This window comes from Marinovum sp. J2-8 (genome assembly GCF_055808435.1).
The window spans coordinates 602,501-627,958 of record NZ_JBVVRZ010000001.1 but is presented as its reverse complement, the minus strand read 5'-3'; the positions used below and the strand labels follow the sequence as shown (position 1 = coordinate 627,958).

The window sequence follows — 25,458 nt, the reverse complement described above, 5'->3', positions numbered from 1 at the left end:
GCATTTCTGATCATCAAAGAAGGATTTTGCGAACGCATCGAATGTCGGGCTTCCGACATTCTGCCCATCTCGGAGGCTACTTCCATGATCAAGGAAACGAAAATTAAAGGGGTATTCCATACTGATCGCAACCTCAGCGGCGATAGGCAACCAAGGCGGTAACCGCAGTCACTGGCAACCGCATTCAGGCTGACCTGTACAGCCTAAACATTCACACAAAGCTCCGCGCATAAAGCGGGCGAATTAAACAAATTTCCCAATAAATTCCGATAGATATCTTGCCTTGCAAATCCGTGCACACCGGTTCGATTCCGGTACTCGCCTCCATCACCACATTTCCGATAGATTTCCTGCAATCTGGGCCAAACCGGCCCTCTGATTTCATTGGGAAAATAGGTTACAGCCCATCTTCGGGGACAAGATAGACTGAGGGCACCCAGCTTGTGTGGGTATCGAATGCGGGTATTCTCGGAAACAAGGATACCCACACTCTCGCAGGACAGATTCCCATGCCTCTCACAGATGCAGCGTGCCGTGGCGCAAAGCCCGATCCCACGGGAAAACCTAGGAAAATGGCAGACGGGGGCGGCTTGCTTCTGTTCGTCTCCCCTTCGGGCGGGAAACTGTGGCGGATGCGCTATCGCTTCGATGGGAAAGAGAAGGTCCTGTCCTTCGGCGCATACCCACAAGTCACCTTGGCCGATGCCCGCGCCCTGCGAGACAAAGCCAAGCGCGCCCTTGCGGATGGGCTGGACCCTGGCGCGAATGCCAAGGCGGCGCTGACCGCTCCTGCCGGGGATTCCTTCGAAGCGGTGGCGCGTGAGTGGATCAAGGCTCAGTCGGTCACATGGTCCCCCGCCCATACCGCCCGCATCCTGTCGCGTTTCGAGCGCGATGCCTTCCCTGCTATCGGCCCAATCCCCATCGCGGAACTGACCGCACCGCAAATCCTCGAAATGCTGCGCCCGGTAGAGGATCGCGCCCCGGACGTAGCAGGCCGCATCCGAATGACGACTGGCGCGATCATGCGCTATGCCATCGCCACGGGCCGCGCATCCCGCGATCCGGCGGCAGACCTGCGAGGCGCGTTGAAGCCGACGCCGCGCGTCAAACACATGGCACAAATCGAGGCTGGCGAACTCTCGGGCTTCCTTTGGAAGCTGCACCGCTATGACGGAGAACCGCAGACCCGCTACGCCATTGAATTTGTGATGCACACCTTCGTCAGAACCAACGAACTGCGCTTCGGCAAATGGCGTGAAATAGACGGCGATGCTTGGCGCATCCCCGCATCGCGCATGAAGATAAATCGTGATCACATCGTTCCTCTGACCCCGCGAAGCGTCGCAATCCTCGCCAAGCTGAAGGAAATCGCAGGCGACTCGGAATGGATAGTGCCGGGGAACAAGGGCAAACCGATCAGCGAGAACACCATGCTCTATGGGCTGTACCGTCTAGGCTATCACGGGCGGGCCACGATCCACGGATTCCGTGGGTTGGCGTCAACGGTACTCAACGAAAGCGGCCTGTGGTCGGTCGACGCTATCGAGAAGCAATTGGCCCATGAACCGAAGGACAAAGTAAGGCGCGCTTACAACGCAGCTCAGCTTCTGCCCGAACGGCGGCGAATGCTCGAGTGGTGGAGCGAATATATCGAAGCTGCCGTGAAAAAGTCAGCCACTGACCTGTCCGATCTGCTTGTCTAAAGTTTCACATTTTATGTGAAATTACAGATACTTGCACGAATCATACACGTTCCTGTATGGTGTGTGAGTGATCCTGTTCAGTTCTGCCGCCGAGAAAAGAACAGGGCCACCGGGCTGCGACCCGATGACCCTTTTTGGAGATTATTATGGCAGAATATAGCAGCAATGCTGACCTTTCTCAAAGTCAAAGTGAGACCGACCTGAGCGATTTGTTCGAGGGTTTCCTGCCCGTACAAGCCGCGAATGCCCTCGAACCAAACGACTTGTTCGAGCGGACGCAACAGCCGATGCCCAACGTCGACGTGGCGTTGTCATTGGCAGCCCGTGGGCTGGCCATCTGCCCCGTGCGCCAATGGGGCAATGATGACGGATGGAAGCCGATTGCGCGGTTCCCAGAACTCGCCACGTCTGACCCGGCTCAAATCCGCAAATGGTGGCGAGATTGGCCGGAAGCGCGGGTGGCCCTGATCACGGGTGAGCGCAACGGGATCAGCGTCCTGGACGTGGACGTGAAGAACGGCAAAGACGGGCTGTTGTCGCTTTCGACCTTGGGCTTCGATGATCATCGGACAATGACTCCGATCCGAACGGTGACCCCGAGTGGCGGCTTGCATCTGTTCTTCGCCTACAAACCTGATCTTAAGGCTACGGTCGGTAAGATCGGTCCCGGCCTGGACGTGCGTAACAACTGCGGTTTCGTCATTGCCCCCGGCAGCCTCAAGGATGGAAAGCTGTATCGAGTAGAGGGTGAGGAACTGGCAAAGGGAATACCACTTCCCAACTGGCCTGAAGCCCTGACTCCCCCTCGACAGCCCGATAGACAGCTTGTCGACATTCAGGAAGCAACAAATTTCCATCGTGAATGGGCACTCGACTACCTTACCAAGCTCGCGGCAGGCGTTGCGGCGACCGCTGAAGGTGGGCGGCAGGCCGCGTTGAATGATGCAAGCCTTTGGGCGGGCGGCGCTGGCGCACATGGCGCTTTGTCCCGTGACAATGCGGCGGCTCTTCTTATTGAGGCTGGAAAAACGTGCGGCCTGTCGGAACGCGAAGCCCGCGACACGTTCAATCATGGCTGGAATGATGGCCTCAGAAAGCCAATCGAATTGCCACCTGATTACGGCAGCATGGATGACCTATTCGACGATCTGCCGGAAAACTTCGCTGATTTCCCCATGAGCGAAGACGGCGTGGCACTCGCTTTCGCGGCTCACAATGCTGATCGGCTTCGCTTTTGCCATACATCAAGCCGTTGGTACGTCTGGACGGGCAGCCATTGGAAAAAGGAAGAATCAAAACTGGCATTCGATAGGGTGCGCAAGATGTGCCGCGCTCGTGCTGCCTCTGAACCGCGATCTGCCGCCGCGAAGGCTCTAGCGAAAGCAGCAACAGCGTCTGCCGTGGAGCGTTTTGCCCAAGCTGACCGGGCCTTCGCCGTGACAGCAGACTTGTGGGACCCGGACCATTGGCTTCTGGGCACACCGGGCGGCACGGTCGACCTGCGCACTGGCGAAGTGCGCCCAGCGCGGCAATCAGACATGATTACCAAGATCACAGCCGCAACCCCACTCCCGCTGGAGTTTTCGATCTCAAACGTGACTGCCCAAGATGGATGGCTTTCCTGGACCAAGCGACCGGCGGCGATGCGGGTGCGATCCGGTTCCTGCAACAATGGGCAGGCTATAGCCTGACGGGCGATACGCGCGAAGACGCCTTGCTCTTCGTTCACGGGCCTGGCGGCTCCGGCAAGTCGACAGCCATTGTCACTCTGGGCGACGTTCTGGGCGACTACGCCATTTCAATGGATACCGAAACGATAACAGCGCAGAAACACGCCCGGCATTCGACCGAGGTGGCGCGGCTGCACGGGGCGCGGATGGTGTTCGCATCCGAAACCGAAGCGGGCCGCGCGTGGGCTGAAAACCGGATCAAGCAACTGACCGGAGGCGATGTGATGACCGCCCGCTTCATGCGACAGGACGACTTCAGCTTCAAACCGCAATTGAAGCTGGTGATCGTAGGCAATAACAAACCTGCCTTCTCGAACGTCGACGGCGCGATCAAGCGGCGCTTCAACGTGCTGCCATTCGACAAGAAACCGGCTGCACCCGATCACGGCTTGAAAGATGCATTGAAGGCTGAGTTTCCCGGCATCCTGTCTTGGGCCATTCAAGGTTGCCTCGATTGGCAACAAAATGGGCTGGTGCGCCCCGCGATCATGCTGGAAACGACCGCCGATTACTTCGAGACGCAGGACATCTTCGCGCAGTGGCTGACGGATCATTGCATCACTGGCACCCGCGAAGCGGCGACAACTGCTGATCTGTTCGAGTCCTGGTCCTTCTATGCCCGCTCGAACGGTGAAGACCCCGGATCGAAGGTGCGAACTTTTCCCGAGAAGCTGACGCAACACGGTTTCAAGCCGGTCAAGGATGCGATGGGCATTAAGGGAAGAGGGTATTCAGTGCTTTCGCTCAAGACCGTCCCGCCCACGGACGGCTTTGATCTGTTTGCCCTGAACGAAAACTCAGCGGTCAATCTAACCAGACCCAACTGAGAAAATCGGCTTCAATCAATCTTGCGACGGGCGCGACAGGTCTTCCGGCTCTCTCTGAATACCCGAACTCGTTTTTCGATAGCTTTCGGAAAGACGGAAAAGCGGAACAGCCGTCGCATCAGTCGCAGAATAGGCTGTAGCCAATGATCTGAAACCTTCCGCATCGGCAACCTCCTGCCCATGCGAAACCTCCAAGCAAACGAAGGAAAAAAGTAGAATGACCTTTTCCGAATTCTTGAAAACTAGCGGGCCTTGGGATGGGCCTGAAGGCGAGTTTGTAAGCGACACTCTCGCTGCAATGAAAAAACGTCCCCTCACATCTTGGTCAGAAGTGAAATGGTATCTGGAATTCAAGGGCTGCCGATGTGCTATTAGACCCGCTAGAAACGTCTGGGAAGCCTATCAGTCAGAGCTGGACGACATGCTCCTAGTCTAAACTGATGACCGCAACAGCTTTCGCGATCCCGGAAATCGTAAGCAAGAAACTGAACGATCATCACGATCTTGGATAGGCACGGTTTGCCGCCTACGATATGTTGGCGGCATGACTACAGAGTTGTACATCCCTCGCAGCCTAAGTGCAGAATGACCTGCCCCCTGCTGGTCCCTCATTCATAATGAGAGTTTGCAGGTTGAATCTGGGTATTCGGCTTCCGCGTCTGACGCAAGCGCGCCGGGCGCGGAGTCTTCAAATTGCTCAAGCGCACGGCGCGCTTGCAGCGGCGTTTGGTTGCCCAAGGACGAGTGTGGCCTGACCGTGTTATAGTCGTAACGCCATAGGGCCAGCTTGCGCCGCGCATCATCCAGGCTGTCGAAGATCTCCTCGTTCAGTAGCTCATCCCTGAGACTGCCGTTGAAGCTCTCGATGAACGCGTTCTGCTGCGGCTTGCCCGGATCGATGTAGTGCCACGGCACCTCGTTCTCGTCGGCCCATTTCAGGATGGCCCGACTGGTGAACTCAGTTCCATTATCGCTGACAATGCAGCCGGGCTTTCCGTAAAGCCGGATCAGAGCGCTGAGCTCCCGGGCGACCCTTGCGCCGGAGAGGCTGGTGTCCGCGATAAGGCACAGGCATTCCCGAGTGCAGTCATCGATCACTGCCAGCATCCGGAACTTCCGCGAGGCGCCGAAGCTGTCGGATACGAAGTCCAACGACCAACGAGCATTGGGATACGCCGCAACTGGCATCGGCACCCTGGTGCCACGCGCCCGTTTCCGGCCGCGCCGCCGCTTCACGGACAGCCCTTCTTCGCGATAGACCCTGTAGAGCTTCTTGTGGTTCATGGTCATGCCCTTGCGCTCCAGCAGCACGCCGATCCGGCGGTAACCGAACCTGCGCCGCTTGGCAGCGATGTCCTGCATCTCCTTGCGGATCTCGGTACAGTCCGGTGGGCGTTCTCGCCGGACTGTTTTGGGATCGACACCGACAAGCCTGCAGGCCCGGCGCTGCGAGATGTCATGATCCCGCATCGCCCGAAGCGCCGCGTCTCGCCGCTTGGTCAATGTCGTCAATTCTTTCCCAGCAAGTCTTTCAGCACGACGTTGTCGAGCATGGTATCGGCCAGCAGGCGCTTGAGCTTGGCGTTCTCGTCTTCGAGCGCCTTCAGCCTGGCGGCCTCAGAAACTTCCATCCCGCCATACTTGGCCTTCAACTTGTAGAAAGTCGCCGTGCTCAGCCCGTGCCTGCGACACACCTCCGCTGTCGGCATCCCTGCTTCCTGTTCTTTGATCATACCGATGATCTGCGCCTCGGTGAAACGACTCTTTCGCATCTGTCTGCTCCTTCAGAGTTGGCGCAAACTCTACATTACGGTGAGGGATTTCGCGGGGGGCAGGTCAGTACTTTTGCGGGTAGACGATGCGCTTTTTCATTTGAAATCAATGGCATGTGGTAGCGGTACTCGCCTCCTATGGGATCAATGGATTACGAATTTTTCTGCTCCTTACAGTTCATCGTGGTCCCCGTACTCGTCGCGCAGTTGCGAAGCTAGGTGGCCGGTTTGTAAAATGCCAATTTTCATTTAACTGAGTTCTTTTCTGATTTCGCTGCCTGCGGATTTACATTTTCCACGAAAGACCGCCGTCAATTTCCAACACCGCACCCGAGGTATACCCTGAAAGTTCTGACACCAGAAACGCTACAGCCGCAGCGATTTCCTCTTTCTTGGCGGCACGCCCGAATGGCAACTTTGCCACAAGTTCAGGCCAGCGTTCTGCATCGCCCCAATGGGTTTCAGCCTGTTTTCTTTGCAGGACTTCCAGACGGTCTGTATCCACTGGGCCGGGATTAACAGCAACAACCCGAATGCCATCTTTCGGGCTTGTCGAACCAAGCGCGCGGGTCATCGCAATCAAAGAGGCATTGCCCATGCTGCCCGCAAGATAGTTTGCATCAACCCGCAGCCCGGCCCAGCCAATCACATTCACAATCACACCGGACTGTCGTTTGACCATTGCCGCATGGAAGCTCCGGGTCATTTCGATGATGCCAAAAACCTTGAGATCCCAAGAGGCGCGCCAAGCGTTCGCATCAACCTGATCCAGTGCCCCACCGGGAATAGCGCCAGCGTTGTTCACAAGGATATCAACCTGTGGAAACTGCGTAACCAGCTGTTCTGGGGCAGTCGGATCTGCAACATCAAGCGCAACGCTTTGCACTTGTTTGCCAGTCTCAGCCAGTATCCAGTCTGCCGCCTGCGACAGAGTTTCGGGATTGCGCGCCACCAGAATGACCTCAGCACCTTCCTCGGCGAGGGTTTTGGCACTGGCCAGCCCGATACCTTTGGAGCCACCGGTAATCAGGGCTGTTTTTCCTTCCAGATGCAGTTTCATTTGTCCCTCACTTTACCAAAGTTTGCCGCGGGCCGTGACTGGCCAAACGGTTTCCACGACGTCGTCACGAATACCCACGATGTAATCATGTAGGTTACAGGTTGGGTCGCAGTGCCCGGGGATCAGGCGGATACGGTCATGGAGGTCCAGCTGTCCCTTAGGATCGCGGATCATACCGTGCTCGTCATTGCATCCGACATACTCTGCCCCATCGACATCCACCAATTTGGGGAGACCTAAATCCACCGCGTGGCTTTTGTGCCCGCCATCGCAAATGACAATACCTGGACGCGCTGCCGACATAATTGTGCACAAAAGGAACATGGCATTTTCAAAGGGCACTTCTTGTTCGCGATCGGCGTTCAACACCGTCATGTATGACGCATCCATCAACGCATATGTTCCAGCCTGTAACTCTGTAAAGACGCCCGAGGCGGCCTCTTTCCGAAAGGTGCCTGTGCCTGCGCCGCTGATAATGGCGCAGGCCAGTCCCAGTTCACCAAGCGCATCAAGGGTAGTTCTGACCTTGGCCTCGACGCTGTCATACATCGCTTGCCGCCTGGTCGCGTCCACACAGTGCTGGGCCGAACCGTTGTAGGCCTGCAGCCCGTCAAATCGCAGGCCGGGCGCATTGGAAACCTCTTGCGCCAGCCGGGCTGCATCAGCGCCCGGGTTTACACCGCAACGTCCGGCACCAACGTCAACCTCGACCAGACAGCCCAGTTTGACCCCACCGGCCACCGCCGCCTCCGACAGGTCAGCGACATTGCGGGCGTCATCAACGCAAACCCGCACAGTCGCGTGTTTGGCGAGGTCGATCAGTCTTGCGATCTTGGCTGGGGCCACGACCTGGTTCGAGATCAGGATATCCGTGATCCCTTCCTCAACCAGCGCCACGGCCTCAGACACTTTTTGGCAGCAAAACCCATGCGCGCCGCCGATTTCCATCTGGCGATGCGCAATCCCGGCGGTTTTGTGCGCCTTGGCATGGGCCCTTAAGCCCATTCCGTGGTTTTCTGCGATAGCGCGCATTTTGCGCAAGTTGCGTTCGAAGGCATCAAGATCCACTATCAAAGCAGGTGTTTCGACGTCTTTCACGGACATGCCAATTTGCGCAGGTACCGTCAGCCCTAGGTCAGTTTTCATTTCTTCACCATCCTATGAAACGGGGTAACCACAGCACGATGTCGCTAAACAGAAAGACCAGTGCGACCACGAGAAGCTGGATCCCGATAAAGGGCATCACGCCGATATAGATATCTTTCATCCTAATTTCCGGTGGGGCTACGCCTTGCAGAAAAAACAGCGACCAACCGAAGGGGGGCGTCAGGAAAGAAGTTTGCAAAATCACAGCAATCAGCATCGCTAACCAGACCATATCCACGCCTGCTGACTGAAAAAACGGCAGCATGATCGGTAGGGCAATATAGCTGATTTCAATCCATTCCATGAAGAACCCAAGCACAAAGATGATGAACAACAGGAACAAAATCGCACCATTCACCTCGCCCGGAACACCAGCAAACAGCTCTTCCACGAAATGCTCTCCACCCAACCCACGGAAAGCGATCGAAAACACTTGCGACGCCAGAAGAATAAAGAAGATCATGCTAGAGATTATTAGCGTGGTTTTCGTCGTCTCGCGGATCAGTTTCAGGTTCAGACGCCCATAAAGTGCGGCAATTGCCAACGCACCACTTGCACCGATGGAAGCAGCCTCGGTTGGGGCAGCGACACCACCAATGATCGACCCCAGAACAAACACTACCAGTGCCATCGGGGGCAGAACGACGACGACCATCTGCTTCAACAGTTTTCTAGCGTCCACCTGCGCGCGTTCTTCGGCATCAATCGCGGGCACCATACCCGGTTTGAAGATCGCAAGCCCCAACACGTAAACCACGAACAAAGCCGACAATAACAAGCCTGGTACAAAGGCCGCTGCAAACAGCGTGCCAACAGACAAGCCGACAATATCTGCCATCAGGATCAACACCAAGCTAGGTGGAATAATTTGCCCCAAAGTGCCAGAAGCGCAGATCAACCCACAGGACAGGCTTTTGGAATATCCCCGCTGCAGCAAGATCGGCAGCGTGAGTAGCGTCAGAGTCACGATTGTGGCCCCTACGATCCCCGTGGCTGCCCCCAGCAACACGCCGCAAAAAACGATGGCAATACCCAACCCACCGCGCAGTCCACCCATCGCATAACCGATGACGGTCAGCAGATCTTCCGCAATCTTAGATCGCTCCAGCGCCACGCCCATGAACACAAATAACGGAATGGCGATGAATTCATACTTGGTAATAACTCCGTAAATTCGGTGCGGCACAAGCGCGAACAATTTGCCCTCAAACCCGGTAAAGCCAAACACGAAGCCCGACACAGCAATAGCGATCGCCACGGGAAACCCGATGATGAGCAACACGAAAAAGGCGCCCAGCATCATCATAATTTGCAATTCCATCACTTGGTCTCCACTTCGCCTGAGATCAGAATGTGGGCGTTTCGAATTGTTTCAGCCGCGGCCTGCAACAACAAGCTCATGAAACCTACAACGATTGTGGCTTTCAAAGCGTAACGCATAGGCAGACCGCCCGGATCCGCAGACCCTTCAAGGCTACGCCAGGATTGTTGGACGTAAGGGATGGTGTAGTTGCAGATTAAAATCGCAATTACAAAAAGCGACAGCGCCGCTGCCAGGTCAATCGCGGCCCGGGTGCGCGGGCCGGCGGGTTTATAGATGATATCGACCCGTACATGTTCGCCTTTCTGATAGGTGTAAGCCACCCCAAGAGTTGCGACAACGGCGAGGAAATGCCATTCCAATTCCTGCGTCCAGACCGTGCCGATCCCAAACAAATATCGAACGAGCACATTCGCCGTGACCGTCACGATGATCCCGAAAACGCAGATCATTGCGACCTTCCCAAGGAAGGCCACAACAATTTCGCAAATTCCGGCAAGTTTCAAAAGAACCTGCAAGGCGCTCACCCTCGAATGCGGCGGTGCCATTGGCCCTCGCTGACATCTGTCCAAGCATCATGCTTGGCCTTGAAGTCAAAGTAATGGTCACGCACGCGGGCAAACAGCGGATCGCCCGATCCAAGTTCTTCTAGCACACCTGGTGTGGCGTCTTTCAGACCATTGAGGATTTCGTCAGACAGAATGCGCAGCTGGGTGCCATGGTTTTCAACCAGATCTTTCAGAGCTTCGCCGTTGACGGCCTCCGACCAAGCCTGTGAGCGCACATTGGTAGACGCACATGCGTTGCGTACAATATGCTGCAGATCTTCGGGCAGGCTTTCCCATGCAGACTTGTTGACAGCAAATTCAACCACGTTGTTTGGTTCGGACCAGCCGGTGGTATAATAATAGGACGCTGCATTGTGCAGCCCCAAGATTTTATCCTGCGCAGGGCCCACCCATTCAGCTGCTTGAATAACGCCACGTTCCAGCGCCGGGAAAATCTCTGCTGGCGGTAGCAGTTTTACATCAACACCGACAGCTGCATAGATACGGCTAGATAGGCCAGGAATGCGCATCTGCAGACCTTGCAGATCTTCCAGTGTGTTGACCTCTTCCTTGAACCAACCGGTCATCTGCACGCCAGTATTACCGCAAGGAAAAGGCACCATGCCGATGTCCGCATAAAGCTCTTGCCACAGATCAAGCCCGCCGCCTTCATACATCCAGGCGTTCTGGCCTTGGTAGTTCATACCAAACGGTACGCCGCCAAGGAACTGCGCCCAAGGGCGTTTGCCCGCGCCAAAATAGGATACCCAGCCGTTGCATTCGACGATGCCCGACTGCGCCGCGTCGAAACCTTCAAAAGGTGGAACCAACTCGCCGCCATGGAACACTTCGATGTTCAAACGCCCACCGGACATGGCGCGAATGCGATCGGTCAAATCTGTCAGGCTGCCAGGGCCGACCGAATACATCGGCAGGCTGGGCGGATAGGCCGTCGTCATCTTCCAGTTGAATGTCTCTTGCGCGCGGGCCACGGTAGGCGCGGCCAGCGCCGCTCCGCCAAGTGCCGCTGCACCACCAGTCAAAATTTGTCTTCTGTCCATGTTTTAGTCCTCTCTATTGATGTGGTTGGATCCGATTCTCTCAGACTTCTTGTTGTGAGTTTTCGCGCCCGATCTGGGCCATGCCCGGCTCGAAGCGGGCGGCGAGATCAAGCAGGCGTTGGTCCTGACCAAAGCCAGCCACGAGTTGAACCGCGCCTTTCAGATTGTCGTGCAACGGGGCCGTTGGAAGCGTGATGCAGGGCAAATACAGCAGCGACCACGCACGATTGACGTAAGGGTCGCCGGTACTACCCAGCCCCTTTGGCGGCAGGGTCTTGGCGGAAGGGGACGCAATCGCATCCAGATCGGCAAACAGCGCCTCTATCCAGAGGCGACCGGCCTGCCCCACTTCCAAAGCGCCAGCATATTGATCCGCCGTGATGTTGGCCGCCTCTTGGCAGTATGTGCGCAACTGGTCCGAGATCAGCGCGCTGTGGTTTGTCAGCTCGTGTTCCAGCGACTTAAGAACCTCATAAGCCATCACGTCGCATTGCGCGTCGATCAGGTCGAACAGACGCTGACCTTTGCCTAGATCGACAACGTTTTCGCCGTCCTCCCGAACCTTGGCCTTGAAGCTGCGCAGCGTGTCCTGAGTATAGCTGTCTGCCTCCGCCCAAGTTGCATCGTCGAAAAAACCAATTCTCTTGGGGCCTTCGTCAAGCGATGCGAACACAGGCAGATCTGCAATTTCCTCGCCCAACCTGCGGGCGGCGCTGACGCTGCGGGCGAAAACCCCGACCCGATCCAAAGACGGCGAAACGACCTTGAGCCCGGTACGGCTGACGCTGCCCATGGTGGGTAGAAAACCCACGACACCACAATATGCTGCAGGGCGAATGACCGATCCCGCCGTTTGCGTGCCAATCCCGTGCGAAACCAATCCCGCCCCAACCGAAGCAGCGGAACCACTGGAAGACCCGCCCGGCGTATAGGCCATATTCTGTGGATTGGTGGTAGGCCCGGGCTCAAAGGTCGCAAATTCTGTCGTGACCGTTTTCCCCGCAATCTTGACACCCGCCCGCTCAGCACGGCGCACCACTTCGGCGGACTGGCTTGGAACGGCCCCCGTATAGATCGGAGACCCGCATCCGGTGGGCATACCCTGAACGTCGAACAGATCTTTGACAGCCAACGTTGCCTGCGAAAGCGGTAAATCAGCCTGCGCTTTGGCGGGAACTACCGAAAGATCCACGTCATCCGCCAAATGAACAAAAGCCTTCAAATGGACCTCAACCTCTTCGAATGACACGGTTTTCGACTGAGTATTCATCGTTCCCTCAACTGGCAGAGTGCCGATATTGCTATCAATTATTATATACGATATCATATAATATATTATTTCAAGTGTGTTTTGGGAACCTGAAATCGCGTACGCTGTCGCGAAGAAGGAAGTGCCCAGAAAACAAGCTGTCATCTCGGCCGCTGACAAAATGAAAGGCGAAAAATGGAACGCACACACGATCTCGGCGGGCTTCCCGCAGGGAAGATTGACCAGACCGATCACGAACTGACCTTTTTCGACAAGCGGGTAGATGCACTTTATGTGCTGCTGACCGGTCCGCAAAAAGCGGCCTTCAAGATGGACGAAGTGCGCCGCACCGTCGAAAGCTTTTCGCAAGCAGACTATTTCGGGCTGAGCTATTACGAGCGTTGGCTCAAGGCGATCGCGCTGTTGCTGATCGAAAAGGGGCATGTGGACGCGGACGCGTTTGATATCCCTAAAGCCAGCAGTTGAGGTGGCCATGACATCTGTTTCAACACATTATCCTGTGCCGCCGAAATTCGCTGACGGCCAGCGGGTGCAGGTGATCAACGATGAATCGCTCGGGCATTGCCGCACACCGCTTTATGTGCGGGGTGCCTATGGCACCGTCGTGTCCTGTATCGGCAGCCACAAGAATCCCGAAGATCTGGCCTATGGCGGCAGTGGGTTGCCGGAATCCCCGCTCTATTGGATTGAATTCAACCTGTCCGAGCTGTGGGATCATTACACTGGTGACGGCACCGACATGCTGCAGGTCGAAGTTTACGAGCATTGGCTTCGCAAGGTTACAAAGGACACATAAGAATTGCCCCACGATCATTCCCACCCCCATCCACTGTCGCGTGACCACGCCGAGCCCAGACCTGCCTTCAAGAGACTGTTGGATCAAGTTCTGAGCGAGCTGGACAAAAGCGGGCTGCTGACCTCAGACGAAGTCACCGCCCAAATCGAAGACATGGAGGGACGCAACCCAACCGAAGGCGCCCGTCTGGTGGCCCGTTGCTGGACGGACCTGAAATTTCTGGAACTCGCGCGCGAGGATCTGCCAGCCGCCGCCGCGCAGCTCGGCATTTCCATGCCCCCCTATCCGGTGTTCCTGCTTCTGGAGAATACCGACGATCTGCACCACGTCGTAGTTTGCACGCTCTGTTCTTGTTACCCACGTCCTATCCTTGGCCCGCCGCCCGTGTGGTACAAATCGCGCAACTACCGGTCTCGCGTAGTGGTGGAACCACGCGAAGTTCTGAAGGAGTTTGGCACCTCTCTACCTGAAGGCACAAACCTGCGAGTGGTGGACAGCACAGCAGATTGCCGGTATTTGGTCCTACCCAAACGCCCAGCAGGGACCGAGAACTTTTCGGAACCGGAACTTGCCGAACTGGTCACCCGTGATAGCATGATCGGCGTCACCAACGTGAGTATATGAACCAAATGTCCGCGACAAAAGCCTCGTCTGCTTCCAAATCATCCGGCTCGACAACGGATCGAATTTGTCAGGCGTTGCGCGAGCGGGTTCTATCAGGTGAGTATTCCACGGGAATGCAGCTGCGTCAGAACGACATTGCAAACCAGTTTGGCGTTAGCCACATCCCCGTGCGCGAAGCCCTTCAGACCCTTCGGTTTGAGGGGCTGGTCGAACAAATCGCCAACCGCGGTGCGTTCGTCGCCAGTATCAGCCTGGAAGAGCTGCGCAACATCTGGAGCCTGCGCCGCAAGCTTGAGCCCATGGCGATTGAGCAGGCGATTTCTCAGATTTCTGAGGTCGAGTTAAAAGATGCAGAAAACATCATCAAGAAAGCCTCGGGCGCGAGTGACAGCCTGACCTCGGTGCGACTGAACTGGGAATTTCACCTGTGCCTTTATAAACCCTGTGGCAACGATCTGCTGATTGAGTTCATCGAACGCCTGTACCGCAAGGCAGATCGGTATTCCTGCGTCCTGTGGACCAACCACGAATACGGTGCACAGGCCGAGAAAGAGCACCGTGAAATTCTGGACTGCATCAAAACCGGCGATGTCGAATTGGCCAAAGCCCGAACGCTTGAACATATCAATGCGGTCGAGCGGCTTGTGGAACATTCGTTTTCGGCCTGAGAGATGGCTGTATGTTCACAAAAGCGAGCGTCATGCGCTCCAAACATCCCGCTAAAAACAGTTGTTCGTGGGGAAAGTAGCGACGGAAGCTGGATTTTTCCGACTTTCTTACGATGACGGGCTGGTGACGCCATCGGGATAGCGCATGGCAATCGGCCTGGTCAATCCGTTTTGTGATGGAACAACGCCGAGGCCACGGGCACCAGCGTTGCGGGCGGCACGAGCCGGACAAAGGCGTGGCAGTCGCGAAAGCTGGCGGGGCGCAGCGGTATTTGCTGTTGTGGCAGGGTCCCGCCCGGGGTCTGCGCGATCAGAACACCAAGACAGCGATAGTCCTCGACCCCCAGCCAATCCGCGGGAAACCAGGCGTTGGGACAGAACAGATCAACAGTGATTTCACCCTGCGACCACCAACTGGTCGGCACATCCAACGTGACATTGCCCCAGGCGCAATAGGGCACGGTGATCTTGTACAGCCGTCGCCATGGCGTGCGCAGGAAAATCTCGGTACCTGAAGAAACGGAGCTCGAAGAATTGGAGCCCGACGAATCCGGGCCCGGCGCTTCGGAGGCGGCGGCGGGGCTGTTGGTGGAAAGGGAAAACGTGATCTTGCCATCCCGGATCGTCACGCTGGGGCGACCATGCCAGTTGGTCCAGCGGGCGCGCCCGAATTTCGGCAGATCCTCGGGTGGGAACAGGCCGTCCACCGGGGCAGGCGGGCGGTTATAGCCATAGGCGACATTGATCCAAGGCCGATAGCGGCTGTAGCCATAGCTGCCTTCGGCCAGGCGGTAAGACCAGCTATCTTCGGGGATATGGGTCAGATAGATGCTGAAATCGTTGATGCCCAAATCTTCGGCCAATTCCAGCGCGGCATCCAGATCGTCAAACCCGTCGGTCCAGCGAAACCCCAGATAGCGCCACGAGATATGCGGGCGGGTTGTGCCGACGGCGCGGCGGGCCTCGACCACGTTGCGCATTCCGCGCAGGGCGCTTTCCAGCCGACCATTGACGTGATAGCGCGCATAGCTGTCCTGGGTCATACCGCTGATGGTAAAGACGATATGATCCAGCCCGCTTTCAACCACCTGTTGCGCCTTGTGTTTGGCGGCCAGTGGAATGCCATTGGTGCTGGTCACGATTTTGGCGCCGGGGCTGTGGCGGCGGATGTCGCCGATCATCTTGGGGGCATCGCGATGCATGAATGGATCGCCGTAGTTGAAGAAATAGACCTCCTCCAGTCCATCCCCCAGTTGCGCCAGCGCCCGGTCAAGCACATCCCGCGGCAGATCATCGCTGTCGCGGGTCTTGTGATCGCGGCTGTTGTTGGCAAAACACGCGCTTTGCGGACAGCGCAGATTGCAGCGCACGGTGGGTTCAACCACCAGCTTGCGCGGTAGCCGAGGGCGCTGCGGGCGTGGGCCGGTCAGCGGTTGATAAAGCGCACAATCGCGACATTTCTGGCCCTTTTTCAGCCCGTCGCGCAGACGCTGATATTCGGGGTTGGCAAAGATCTCTGGCAGGGATTGTTCGTGTACCGAGCCAAAGCTGCGCAGCCCGTCGGAATCATCCAGCCCACAGGTCACGGTGCCATCCGACAGGATGGTCATGCTGTCCTCGATCCAGGGACAGAACCGCGGCGTGCCATCCGCCGGTGTCATGTGGCGGCTGGGTGTTTTGTCTTTGCGGTTGTGCCGCGTCAGGTCAAGCAGCATGGAGCCTCGATTCGTCAAAAATCGCCCGCATATGCGGGCGATTTCGAGAGGATATCCCGCCAGTGTCGGGCGGGGTCAGAGACATCAGACCCAGATCATGTCGTCGGTGATCTGCGCCAATGTGGTGTCGTGGAAAATGATGATGTTGCCCTGATCTTCAAGGGCCACATAGTCATTGCCTTGGGGCTGTGTCATATGCGAACGGGCCTCGGCCACGCTGGCATAGCCGAAATTGCTCAGGTCGATGTAATCCCAGGATTCGAGATCCATCACGCTGGTCCCACCGGTATCGTTGACGTCAAAGATGAACACGTCGGCAAATTGGCCCCCCGCAACCACGTCGTGCCCAGCCCCCGCATCAATCCTGTCATGTACACCCTGATCGCGCATCCATGTTTTCAGCGCCTCTGTCGTATTGGTCTGGAACTGCGGGCTTTGCGAAAAACCAAGCACCACGTCGGCACGGCTGGCGCCATTGTCGAGTTCGCCCACCCAGCGCGCCAGCCCCTGATCATCGGGGGCGCGGTCCAGCACGTTGTTATAAAGCAGCGTGACGAATTCGGTATTCGACAGATTGTCGGAATAGGTTGCCTTGAACTGGGGTGAGCGGACAAAAGAATCCGCCACCTCTTCGAGACTGTATGAACCATCAGCCAACCGTCCGGTCCAATTGGTCTGGCCCGTCATGTCCGGTACGCGGTCCAGCGTCGCCTGATAGAGGCGGAACACCTCGTCGCTCCAGTTGGAGGCCAGACCGTTTGCGGCAAAGGCATTGGCCGCAGGGTTGGTGGCGGCGATGAACTGCGGGCTTTGCACAAAGCCCAGCACCACATCGGCGCGGCTGGCCCCGCTGTCGAGTTCGTCAACCCAGCGCGCCAGCCCCTGATCATCGGGGGCGCGGTCCAGCACGTTGTTATAAAGCAGCGTGACGAATTCGGTATTCGACAGATTGTCGGAATAGGTTGCCTTGAACTGGGGTGAGCGAACAAAACCGTCGGCGACGTCAAGTGCGCTGTATTCGCCGTTGGCATAGCGTTGGGTCCATGCGGTGTGCCCGCCTGCGTCCGGCTCTCGGTCCAGCGTCGCCTGATAGAGGCGATAGATATAATTGGCATGAAAGCCGGTGTAATACCCCGCCGCCGCGCCATCGCCAAAGATCCTGTCATTGCCACCCCGACCGTCGAAATATTCACCCGAGGTCGAACCGAAAATCTGGTCGTTGAAGGCGTTGGTGCCACGCACCTCTTCGATATTGGCGATGGTGTAGTTGAAGGCATATCCATCAAAGACACCGCTGGCCGTGCCCGCACCCAGATCGACATGTACCCCGGTGTCTATATCAGAGCGGTCAAAGCGCAGCCGGTCCCAGCCACCCAAGCCGTCGATCATGTCATTGCCGCCGCGACCGATAAAGCTTTCATTGCGGTGGCTGCCGATGATGGTGTCGGCATGGTCGGTGCCACGAATTTCGAGACGGTAATCGTAATTGCCGCTGATCTGTTCCTGAAAGCCAAACCCATCATTGGCGATCATGCCGCTGCGCAGGTCGATATTCAGCCCTTGCGTCGCGCGGTTGAAAGCCGCGTCGCGGTGGAATTCCAGCCGTATGGTGGCGTTTTCGCCGTCCGGGGCGGCAGTGTTGAGATCGTAGCTGTCAATGCCGCGTCCGCCGCGCAGTTCCAGCCAGGCACGATCGTTCAGGGTCACATTGAACGTATCGGCCATGTCACTGCCGATAATTTGCGCGCCATCCGCCAGCAGAGCGGAATCAACATTCAACAGAGCGGTCGTGCCATAGGCGCCTTTGTCGATGCTGGCATCAACGCCGCCGACGCCATTGGCTATTGTCATATCAAGATCAAGCGTCAGCCCGGTCAGATCATGCAGCCCGACGTGAGAAATTCCGACAAACCCGTATTGCATGGCCCCAAGCTCGACCTGATCGTTCCCGGCGCCGGGATTGACATAATCATAGCCATAATTGCTGTCGCCGGGATCGAGGTAATCGTCCCCATCGCCGCCATAAAGGTCGTCTTCGCCGCCCATGCCAAACAGGCTGTCATTCCCACCCCAGCCTTCCAGCGCGTTATCGTTGCTGTCACCGCTGATGAAATCGCTGCCGTCATACGAGCCACGGATTTCTTCGACGTTGGACACCTCATGCGTAAAGGCTTCGCCCCACCATGTGCCGGTGATGATGCCAGTTTCCATATCGGCGTTGATCGCCTCGACGCCATTGCGGTTATAGCGCACAACGTCCCAGCCACCTCCGGCATCCAGCGTGTCATTGCCCCGCTCCAGGATAAAGCGTTCGGTGTGATAGCTGGAGCCGATGATGTTGTCGTCGAAACGGGTGCCCTGAATCTCAAGCCGCCCAGCGGTGCCTCCCAGTATATTAAGGGTGTCGGTGGTGCCAAAGCCATCATCGCTGATCACGCCGGAGGCAAGATTGGCGGTGATCCCATTTTCCGGACCTCCGTCATAACCGCCAGTATAATTCAGCCGGACAACCCCATCCAGCGTCAGGTTGAACGTGTCATTCCCGGCCATGCCGTTGACTTGCATCCAGCCGCCAAAGCCAGAGTTGAGGTTGAACGTATCGTTGGCTTCGGTGCCCCAAAGCCCCAACCCGTAATCCAGCACATTGCCGATGTTCAGGAAGCTGTCCATGTCACCGCCGGGTTTGGCGACATTCATCGTGCCGGCATTGCCATTCACATTCGCGGTGATCGGCCCATTGATCGGCTCATAGCTGACGTCCAGATAGCGGTTGGGGCCCATATTCCCAACGTTATAGCTGTCGCTGCCGCCGCTGGCCCAAAGCAGGTTGCCACTGTATTCCGCCGTGTTTCCGGGGTTGATGGTGTCATCGGCAAGCCCGCCCTGGAACCTGTCTGCAAAGGCGCTGCCTTGGATGGTGACCGCTTGGGTGACGCCGGAGAAGCTGATATCATTGCCCATATCCGCAGTCGCGGCGTTGTAATTCACCGGTTGCAGGCTGAGCAGCGCCTCTAGCGTGACGGTTTCGGCCCCGCTTGCGATTTCATCAAAGGCGACGACAAACTGAGCCATGCTCCAATTGACCCCCGAGAGGGAAAACACCAGGTTGTTTGCGGCATCATGGATCTGAAGGCTGGTTACAGTGCCGGATACATTGTCATTTTGAACATTCGAGAAGCCAAATCCATTGATCGTGGTAACAAACTGGGTGTCCTGATCAGTCAGGATAACTTGTGTGGCGCTTTGTGAGGTGACATCGGCCTCGTTAAAAGCATCGCCAAAAAAATCATACGAAATGCCATAATAATTTAAAGTCGCAACCATTGAAATTATCCCCTTGTTCGCGCTGGAGCAATTAGCATTCTAATACTTTATTTTCCATAGGGTCTCACGAGACGATCGCAAGACCACTAGGGAATCCGCTGGCGGTAGAAAAAGGGCACCGCGCCTTGGAGTCAAGTTCGATCGCCTCCCGGATCAGATTGGGCGCGAGGTCCGCAGTCATGCACCTCCCAGCCGACGATTTTGCGACTGAAGATGTCCACGATCAGATCGATATAGAAGAACACACCCGCGACGGGCCCCGGCAACAAGCAGGTGGTCATAGCCGTGCCTCAGGTCCCTACAGGCACAAGATACACTGTAAAGGAGACCGACTACGGGCACTATTCTTCGCCTATCATCGCGCAGCTTGACCTGCCCCCCGCGAAATCCCTCACCGTAATGTAGAGTCTGCGCCAACTCTGAAGGAGCAGACAGATGCGAAAAGTCGTTTCACCGAGGCGCAGATCATCGGTATGATCAAAGAACAGGAAGCAGGGATGCCGACAGCGGAGGTGTGTCGCAGGCACGGGCTGAGCACGGCGACTTTCTACAAGTTGAAGGCCAAGTATGGCGGGATGGAAGTTTCTGAGGCCGCCAGGCTGAAGGCGCTCGAAGACGAGAACGCCAAGCTCAAGCGCCTGCTGGCCGATACCATGCTCGACAACGTCGTGCTGAAAGACTTGCTGGGAAAGAATTGACGACATTGACCAAGCGGCGAGACGCGGCGCTTCGGGCGATGCGGGATCATGACATCTCGCAGCGCCGGGCCTGCAGGCTTGTCGGTGTCGATCCCAAAACAGTCCGGCGAGAACGCCCACCGGACTGTACCGAGATCCGCAAGGAGATGCAGGACATCGCTGCCAAGCGGCGCAGGTTCGGTTACCGCCGGATCGGCGTGCTGCTGGAGCGCAAGGGCATGACCATGAACCACAAGAAGCTCTACAGGGTCTATCGCGAAGAAGGGCTGTCCGTGAAGCGGCGGCGCGGCCGGAAACGGGCGCGTGGCACCAGGGTGCCGATGCCAGTTGCGGCGTATCCCAATGCTCGTTGGTCGTTGGACTTCGTATCCGACAGCTTCGGCGCCTCGCGGAAGTTCCGGATGCTGGCAGTGATCGATGACTGCACTCGGGAATGCCTGTGCCTTATCGCGGACACCAGCCTCTCCGGCGCAAGGGTCGCCCGGGAGCTCAGCGCTCTGATCCGGCTTTACGGAAAGCCCGGCTGCATTGTCAGCGATAATGGAACTGAGTTCACCAGTCGGGCCATCCTGAAATGGGCCGACGAGAACGAGGTGCCGTGGCACTACATCGATCCGGGCAAGCCGCAGCAGAACGCGTTCATCGAGAGCTTCAACGGCAGTCTCAGGGATGAGCTACTGAACGAGGAGATCTTCGACAGCCTGGATGATGCGCGGCGCAAGCTGGCCCTATGGCGTTACGACTATAACACGGTCAGGCCACACTCGTCCTTGGGCAACCAAACGCCGCTGCAAGCGCGCCGTGCGCTTGAGCAATTTGAAGACTCCGCGCCCGGCGCGCTTGCGTCAGACGCGGAAGCCGAATACCCAGATTCAACCTGCAGACTCTCATTATGAATGAGGGACCAGCAGGGGGCAGGTCAAGCTCAACAAAATGGATGCTGAACTGACCCAATCACGGGCCAATCGGGGCACAACGGCAACGGCTACCGAGAACAATTTCGGTAGCCGTTTGATTTTGGGTGCATTTCTTTCGGGGGGGCTTGTTTTGCAGGGGGCTTACGGAACCTCGACGCGGACCTTGGGAACTCAGCGTTGCGAGTTTTTGTCGCGGTTTTCTGTGCTGAACGTAACAAAGCCCGCCTTTTGGGCGGGCTTGTGAGTTTGCGAGAATTCTTGGTGTTTGGTTGCGGGAGTAGGATTTGAACCTACGACCTTCAGGTTATGAGCCTGACGAGCTACCGGGCTGCTCCATCCCGCGCCATTTTTTGGCCTATTGCCTTGAGGCTGGTGTGGCCTTTTGCATATCGGCTGGTATTGGCCTTTGTCGGTGATATCGTTTGAGAGATACATTTTATCGGGGCTTATCAGGTCTGGCGATGACCTACTCTCCCACGTCTTGAGACGCAGTACCATTGGCGCGACGGCACTTAACGGCCGGGTTCGGGATGGGACCGGGTGTTTTGCTCGTGCTATGATCACCAGACCGGGAAAGCCCCGGTAAGTTTGCGCGGCTGAAGCGCAATTGTGTTTCACTCTCTGTCGAGAGTGTCCAAGTCAGGTACATTTATCGTGTTTTATGTGATGTTTGCTTTGATCATGTTCCGAGTAATCTATCTATTACTGGATCAAATCAAGCCTATCGGACCATTAGTACCAGTCAACTGAACGCGTTACCGCGCTTACATCTCTGGCCTATCGACGTGGTGGTCTACCACGGTCCTCAGGGATACCTTGTTTTGAGGGGGGCTTCCCGCTTAGATGCCTTCAGCGGTTATCCTGTCCGATCATAGCTACCCAGCACTGCTCCTGGCGGAACAACTGGTACACCAGTGGATCGTTCACCCCGGTCCTCTCGTACTAGGGGCAACTCCTCTCAAGTATCCTACACCCACGGCAGATAGGGACCGAACTGTCTCACGACGTTCTAAACCCAGCTCACGTACCTCTTTAAACGGCGAACAGCCGTACCCTTGGGACCTGCTCCAGCCCCAGGATGAGATGAGCCGACATCGAGGTGCCAAACACTGCCGTCGATATGGACTCTTGGGCAGTATCAGCCTGTTATCCCCGGCGTACCTTTTATCCGTTGAGCGATGGCCCTTCCACTCGGGACCACCGGATCACTATGACCGACTTTCGTCTCTGCTCGTCTTGTCAGACTTGCAGTCAGGCTGGCTTCTGCCATTGCACTCAACGACCGATTTCCGACCGGTCTGAGCCAACCATCGCGCGCCTCCGTTACTCTTTAGGAGGCGACCGCCCCAGTCAAACTACCCGCCACGCAGGGTCCCGGATCCAGATAATGGACCGCGGTTAGACATCAAGAATGCAAAGGGTGGTATCTCAAGGGAGGCTCCACAGAAACTGGCGTTCCTGCTTCAAAGCCCACCACCTATCCTGCACATTGCAGTCCTGATGCCAGTGCGAAGCTGTAGTAAAGGTGCACGGGGTCTTTCCGTCTAACCGCGGGAAGCCTGCATCTTGACAGGCAATTCAATTTCGCTGAGTCGATGTTGGAGACAGCGGGGAAGTCGTTACGCCATTCGTGCAGGTCGGAACTTACCCGACAAGGAATTTCGCTACCTTAGGACCGTTATAGTTACGGCCGCCGTTTACCTGGGCTTCAATTCAAGGCTCTCACCTCTCCTTTTAACCTTCAGGCACCGGGCAGGCGTCAGACCCTATACGTCGTCTTGCGACTTCGCAGAGCCCTGTGTTTTTAGTAAACAGTCGCCACCCCCTGGTTTGTGCCCCCAGCCCCTAGTTGCCTAGGAACCGGGCCTCCTTCTCGCGAACTTACGGAGGTATTTTGCCGAGTTCCTTCAACATCGTTCTCTCAAGCGCCTTGGTATTCTCTACCAGTCCACCTGTGTCGGTTTAGGGTACGGTCTGATGGAGGGCTATTTCCAGGGACCTCTCAGCAGCCCATTCAATCCAATAAGGATGAACTACCTCTGAGATCCGTCACATCCTCCTGGCCCACGAATATTAACGTGGTTCCCATCGGCTACGCATTTCTGCCTCGCCTTAGGGGCCGGCTTACCCTGCTCAGATTAGCTTTAAGCAGGAACCCTTGGACTTTCGGCGAGAGTGTCTCTCACACTCTTTGTCGCTACTCATGTCATCATTCTCGCTAGTGATCTCTCCACCGGATCGCTCACGCGCCGGCTTCACAGAAAGCTCCCTGCGTCCAATATCCCCAAAGGGATCAAGGACGCGTGGAACTATGTCACACTACGCTCTGCTACCATGCCTTACGGCATCCTAAGCTTCGGCTCATGGCTTGAGCCCCGTTACATCTTCGCCGCAGGACAACTTATTTAGACCAGTGAGCTGTTACGCTATCTTTAAAGGATGGCTGCTTCTAAGCCAACCTCCTGGTTGTTTTGGTCGTCCCACCTGCTTTCCCACTTAGCCATGAATTAGGGGCCTTAGCTGTAGGTCAGGGTTGTTTCCCTCTCCACTACGGACGTTAGCATCCGCAGTGTGTCTGCCATCTAGTACTCCCGGGTATTCGGAGTTTGGTTAGGATCAGTAAGCCTGTGGGGCCCCATTACCCATCCAGTGCTCTACCCCCCGGGTATTCGGATGACGCTCTACCTAAATAGATTTCGCAGAGAACCAGCTATCTCCGAGTTTGATTGGCCTTTCACCCCTAGGCACAACTCATCCCGACCTTTTTCAACAGGTGTGGGTTCGGACCTCCAGTAAGTGTTACCTTACCTTCATCCTGGTCATGCCTAGATCACTCGGTTTCGGGTCTGATCCATCTAACTCATGCGCCCTATTAAGACTTGCTTTCGCTGCGCCTACACCTAACGGCTTAAGCTTGCTAGATAGACCAAGTCGATGACCCATTATACAAAAGGTACGCCGTCACAAGACTGGACACTAATAGTAATCTGGAGTTGCCGCCGCGGGCGACAACCGCTTTGCGCCGACCTTTGGCCGGTACACCGATCCTTCGGATCGCCACTTGGGCAGATCCTGAGAGCGGCTCACGCATGATGCATTTTTTGATGCGAATATTATCTGGTTGGTACCGACACGCGCAGTTGCACGGTCTCAACACCCGGATTGTGGTCATAAATCCCCGCATTCGATCGATGATCGAAGCTGAGACCAAACCGCCAACCGCGTTTGTTTTCCCAACCGACCTCGGCACCCGAACGGAACGCAATAGCGCCGCCCAGATCAAGGCCGTCACCGGCGTCATACACACCGGTCATCGCATGCAATTCCGCAAAAAACGGGCTGGAACCAAAGTCCATCGTGTAGGTCTGACCAATGCCGACCCAGGTTTCACCCCGAGACCCGACACTCAGCCCCACCGCATGACCAAAGGGGCCGGTACGGCGCCCAAGATCATAGCGAAGATAGACTTCACTTCCCGTTTCTGCGCGGCGTTCAAGAACCTGACCGCCCGAGAAGGCGATCCTTGGTGTCACGTCGCTCCGGCCAAGACAGCCCTGCGATGTGCCACAATGATTTATTCCCATATCCGTCAGTCCTGCGACCAACATGAGAATGGCAAAAGTTCCGTCTGCCATATCCAACTCCCTGTTTCCAGGAAGCGGCATGCATCAGATTATCATTAGAGTCCAGTCAAGCTCCGACTGATTGTAGGCGTTCGGTTTCAGGTACTGTTTCACTCCCCTCGTCGGGGTGCTTTTCACCTTTCCCTCACGGTACTGGTTCACTATCGGTCAGTAAGGAGTACTTAGCCTTCGAAGGTGGTCCTCCGATCTTCAGACAGAATTTCACGTGTTCCGCCCTACTTAATACATCCCATCGAGCTTCAAATACGGGGCTGTCACCCACTATGGCCGACCTTTCCAGGTCGTTCTTTTCACTCTCAAGGCTTGGCTGATCCGCGTTCGCTCGCCACTACTAGCGGAGTATCAATTGATTTCCTTTCCTCCGGGTACTTAGATGTTTCAGTTCCCCGGGTTTGCTCTTAAAAACCTATGTATTCAGTCTTTAAGTACCTGGTTATGAACATTATAAACAACCGAAGTTATTATAATGAACATTCAGGTGGGTTCCCCCATTCAGAAATCCATGGATCAAAGCATATTCTCGGCTCCCCATGGCTTATCGCAGAGTATCACGTCTTTCATCGCCTCTTACTGCCAAGGCATCCACCAAACGCCCTTCTCGCGCTTGATTTGATCCAGAAAGAGACAGATT

At 56.3% G+C, this 25,458-nt stretch carries 17 protein-coding genes, 1 tRNA gene and 2 rRNA genes; 8 read left to right on the top strand and 12 right to left on the bottom strand.

Annotated elements, in window-relative coordinates; translation table 11 throughout:
• The first annotated feature begins 509 nt into the window (after nucleotides 1-509).
• The 3 genes from AC0L4F_RS03155 (at nucleotide 510) to AC0L4F_RS03145 (ending at nucleotide 4,263) form a co-directional block, all read left to right on the top strand.
• Nucleotides 510-1,706 (top strand): tyrosine-type recombinase/integrase, encoded by a 1,197-nt coding sequence (locus tag AC0L4F_RS03155; protein WP_280520442.1) that lies wholly within the window; start codon nucleotides 510-512, stop codon nucleotides 1,704-1,706.
• A 146-nt stretch (nucleotides 1,707-1,852) separates the two neighbouring features.
• Entirely contained in the window at nucleotides 1,853-3,397 is a 1,545-nt protein-coding gene (locus AC0L4F_RS03150) for a bifunctional DNA primase/polymerase (protein ID WP_244685239.1), read from the top strand.
• Entirely contained in the window at nucleotides 3,319-4,263 is a 945-nt protein-coding gene (locus tag AC0L4F_RS03145; RefSeq protein WP_244685229.1) for a phage/plasmid primase, P4 family, read from the top strand. Before AC0L4F_RS03150 ends, AC0L4F_RS03145 begins: the two co-directional genes overlap by 79 nt.
• A gap of 612 nt (nucleotides 4,264-4,875) precedes the next feature.
• On the opposite strand, the gene AC0L4F_RS03140 is transcribed toward AC0L4F_RS03145, so the two are convergent.
• From AC0L4F_RS03140 to AC0L4F_RS03110, 7 genes are all read right to left on the bottom strand, one after another.
• Nucleotides 4,876-6,035, bottom strand: a protein-coding gene (locus AC0L4F_RS03140; protein WP_244685227.1) for an IS3 family transposase whose coding sequence is annotated in 2 segments (ribosomal slippage) — nucleotides 4,876-5,786 and nucleotides 5,786-6,035 — 1,161 coding nt in all. Because the reading frame shifts where the segments join, the coding sequence is not laid out codon by codon here.
• Between the two features lie 286 nt (nucleotides 6,036-6,321).
• Complete coding sequence (locus AC0L4F_RS03135; protein ID WP_244685217.1) at nucleotides 6,322-7,095, bottom strand: short-chain dehydrogenase/reductase; 774 nt, start codon at nucleotides 7,093-7,095, stop codon at nucleotides 6,322-6,324.
• 12 nt (nucleotides 7,096-7,107) lie between these two features.
• A complete protein-coding gene (locus AC0L4F_RS03130) occupies nucleotides 7,108-8,241 on the bottom strand; it encodes a DSD1 family PLP-dependent enzyme (RefSeq protein WP_244685214.1) in 1,134 nt (377 codons plus the stop codon).
• A 4-nt stretch (nucleotides 8,242-8,245) separates the two neighbouring features.
• Entirely contained in the window at nucleotides 8,246-9,562 is a 1,317-nt protein-coding gene (locus tag AC0L4F_RS03125; RefSeq protein WP_244685212.1) for a TRAP transporter large permease, read from the bottom strand.
• Nucleotides 9,562-10,080 (bottom strand): TRAP transporter small permease subunit, encoded by a 519-nt coding sequence (locus tag AC0L4F_RS03120; RefSeq protein WP_244685209.1) that lies wholly within the window; start codon nucleotides 10,078-10,080, stop codon nucleotides 9,562-9,564. The genes AC0L4F_RS03125 and AC0L4F_RS03120 overlap by 1 nt, the downstream gene beginning before the upstream one ends.
• 5 nt (nucleotides 10,081-10,085) lie before the next feature.
• Complete coding sequence (locus tag AC0L4F_RS03115; RefSeq protein ID WP_244685207.1) at nucleotides 10,086-11,171, bottom strand: TRAP transporter substrate-binding protein; 1,086 nt, start codon at nucleotides 11,169-11,171, stop codon at nucleotides 10,086-10,088.
• 40 nt (nucleotides 11,172-11,211) lie between these two features.
• Complete coding sequence (locus tag AC0L4F_RS03110) at nucleotides 11,212-12,585, bottom strand: amidase family protein (protein WP_244685205.1); 1,374 nt, start codon at nucleotides 12,583-12,585, stop codon at nucleotides 11,212-11,214.
• A 30-nt stretch (nucleotides 12,586-12,615) separates the two neighbouring features.
• Between AC0L4F_RS03110 and AC0L4F_RS03105 the strand changes: the two genes are divergently transcribed.
• From AC0L4F_RS03105 to AC0L4F_RS03090, 4 genes are all read left to right on the top strand, one after another.
• Complete coding sequence (locus tag AC0L4F_RS03105; protein WP_280520441.1) at nucleotides 12,616-12,906, top strand: SH3-like domain-containing protein; 291 nt, start codon at nucleotides 12,616-12,618, stop codon at nucleotides 12,904-12,906.
• Between the two features lie 7 nt (nucleotides 12,907-12,913).
• Nucleotides 12,914-13,237: an SH3-like domain-containing protein gene (locus AC0L4F_RS03100; RefSeq protein WP_280520440.1), complete on the top strand. Its 324-nt coding sequence runs from the start codon at nucleotides 12,914-12,916 to the stop codon at nucleotides 13,235-13,237.
• Nucleotides 13,238-13,315: 78 nt separating this feature from the next.
• Nucleotides 13,316-13,861: a nitrile hydratase subunit alpha gene (locus AC0L4F_RS03095; protein ID WP_244685203.1), complete on the top strand. Its 546-nt coding sequence runs from the start codon at nucleotides 13,316-13,318 to the stop codon at nucleotides 13,859-13,861.
• Nucleotides 13,858-14,529, top strand: coding sequence for a GntR family transcriptional regulator (locus tag AC0L4F_RS03090; protein WP_348524058.1), 672 nt, complete (start codon nucleotides 13,858-13,860; stop codon nucleotides 14,527-14,529). Before AC0L4F_RS03095 ends, AC0L4F_RS03090 begins: the two co-directional genes overlap by 4 nt.
• A 161-nt stretch (nucleotides 14,530-14,690) precedes the next feature.
• Here AC0L4F_RS03090 and AC0L4F_RS03085 read toward each other — a convergent pair whose 3' ends face one another.
• Nucleotides 14,691-16,244 (bottom strand): radical SAM protein, encoded by a 1,554-nt coding sequence (locus tag AC0L4F_RS03085; protein ID WP_244685198.1) that lies wholly within the window; start codon nucleotides 16,242-16,244, stop codon nucleotides 14,691-14,693.
• An 84-nt stretch (nucleotides 16,245-16,328) separates the two neighbouring features.
• Nucleotides 16,329-19,568, bottom strand: a complete 3,240-nt coding sequence (locus tag AC0L4F_RS03080) for a DUF4214 domain-containing protein (RefSeq protein ID WP_244685186.1) — start codon at nucleotides 19,566-19,568, stop codon at nucleotides 16,329-16,331.
• A 473-nt stretch (nucleotides 19,569-20,041) separates the two neighbouring features.
• On the opposite strand from AC0L4F_RS03080, the gene AC0L4F_RS03075 reads away from it, so the two are divergent.
• Nucleotides 20,042-21,162 (top strand): IS3 family transposase gene (locus AC0L4F_RS03075; protein ID WP_244685183.1). Its coding sequence is split into 2 segments (ribosomal slippage): nucleotides 20,042-20,252 and nucleotides 20,252-21,162, totalling 1,122 coding nucleotides; the frame shifts between segments, so codons are not numbered across the junction.
• A gap of 287 nt (nucleotides 21,163-21,449) precedes the next feature.
• Here AC0L4F_RS03075 and AC0L4F_RS03070 read toward each other — a convergent pair.
• The 3 genes from AC0L4F_RS03070 to AC0L4F_RS03060 form a co-directional block, all read right to left on the bottom strand.
• A tRNA-Met gene (locus AC0L4F_RS03070) sits at nucleotides 21,450-21,526 on the bottom strand.
• 110 nt (nucleotides 21,527-21,636) lie between these two features.
• A 5S ribosomal RNA gene (rrf, locus tag AC0L4F_RS03065) occupies nucleotides 21,637-21,751 on the bottom strand.
• A gap of 143 nt (nucleotides 21,752-21,894) precedes the next feature.
• Nucleotides 21,895-25,437, bottom strand: a 23S ribosomal RNA gene (locus AC0L4F_RS03060).
• Nucleotides 25,438-25,458: the final 21 nt, after the last annotated feature.

What these genes read in the sequence shown, in the direction of transcription:
- AC0L4F_RS03080 (WP_244685186.1), bottom strand. Translation starts at nt 19,568, where the DNA reads ATGGTTGCGACTTTAAATTATTATGGCATTTCGTATGATTTTTTTGGC.
- AC0L4F_RS03130 (WP_244685214.1), bottom strand. Translation starts at nt 8,241, where the DNA reads ATGAAAACTGACCTAGGGCTGACGGTACCTGCGCAAATTGGCATGTCC.
- AC0L4F_RS03115 (WP_244685207.1), bottom strand. Translation starts at nt 11,171, where the DNA reads ATGGACAGAAGACAAATTTTGACTGGTGGTGCAGCGGCACTTGGCGGA.
- AC0L4F_RS03145 (WP_244685229.1), top strand. Translation starts at nt 3,319, where the DNA reads ATGGCTTTCCTGGACCAAGCGACCGGCGGCGATGCGGGTGCGATCCGG.
- AC0L4F_RS03110 (WP_244685205.1), bottom strand. Translation starts at nt 12,585, where the DNA reads ATGACAGCTTGTTTTCTGGGCACTTCCTTCTTCGCGACAGCGTACGCG.
- AC0L4F_RS03135 (WP_244685217.1), bottom strand. Translation starts at nt 7,095, where the DNA reads ATGAAACTGCATCTGGAAGGAAAAACAGCCCTGATTACCGGTGGCTCC.
- AC0L4F_RS03125 (WP_244685212.1), bottom strand. Translation starts at nt 9,562, where the DNA reads ATGGAATTGCAAATTATGATGATGCTGGGCGCCTTTTTCGTGTTGCTC.
- AC0L4F_RS03155 (WP_280520442.1), top strand. Translation starts at nt 510, where the DNA reads ATGCCTCTCACAGATGCAGCGTGCCGTGGCGCAAAGCCCGATCCCACG.
- AC0L4F_RS03090 (WP_348524058.1), top strand. Translation starts at nt 13,858, where the DNA reads ATGAACCAAATGTCCGCGACAAAAGCCTCGTCTGCTTCCAAATCATCC.
- AC0L4F_RS03150 (WP_244685239.1), top strand. Translation starts at nt 1,853, where the DNA reads ATGGCAGAATATAGCAGCAATGCTGACCTTTCTCAAAGTCAAAGTGAG.
- AC0L4F_RS03105 (WP_280520441.1), top strand. Translation starts at nt 12,616, where the DNA reads ATGGAACGCACACACGATCTCGGCGGGCTTCCCGCAGGGAAGATTGAC.
- AC0L4F_RS03100 (WP_280520440.1), top strand. Translation starts at nt 12,914, where the DNA reads ATGACATCTGTTTCAACACATTATCCTGTGCCGCCGAAATTCGCTGAC.
- AC0L4F_RS03085 (WP_244685198.1), bottom strand. Translation starts at nt 16,244, where the DNA reads ATGCTGCTTGACCTGACGCGGCACAACCGCAAAGACAAAACACCCAGC.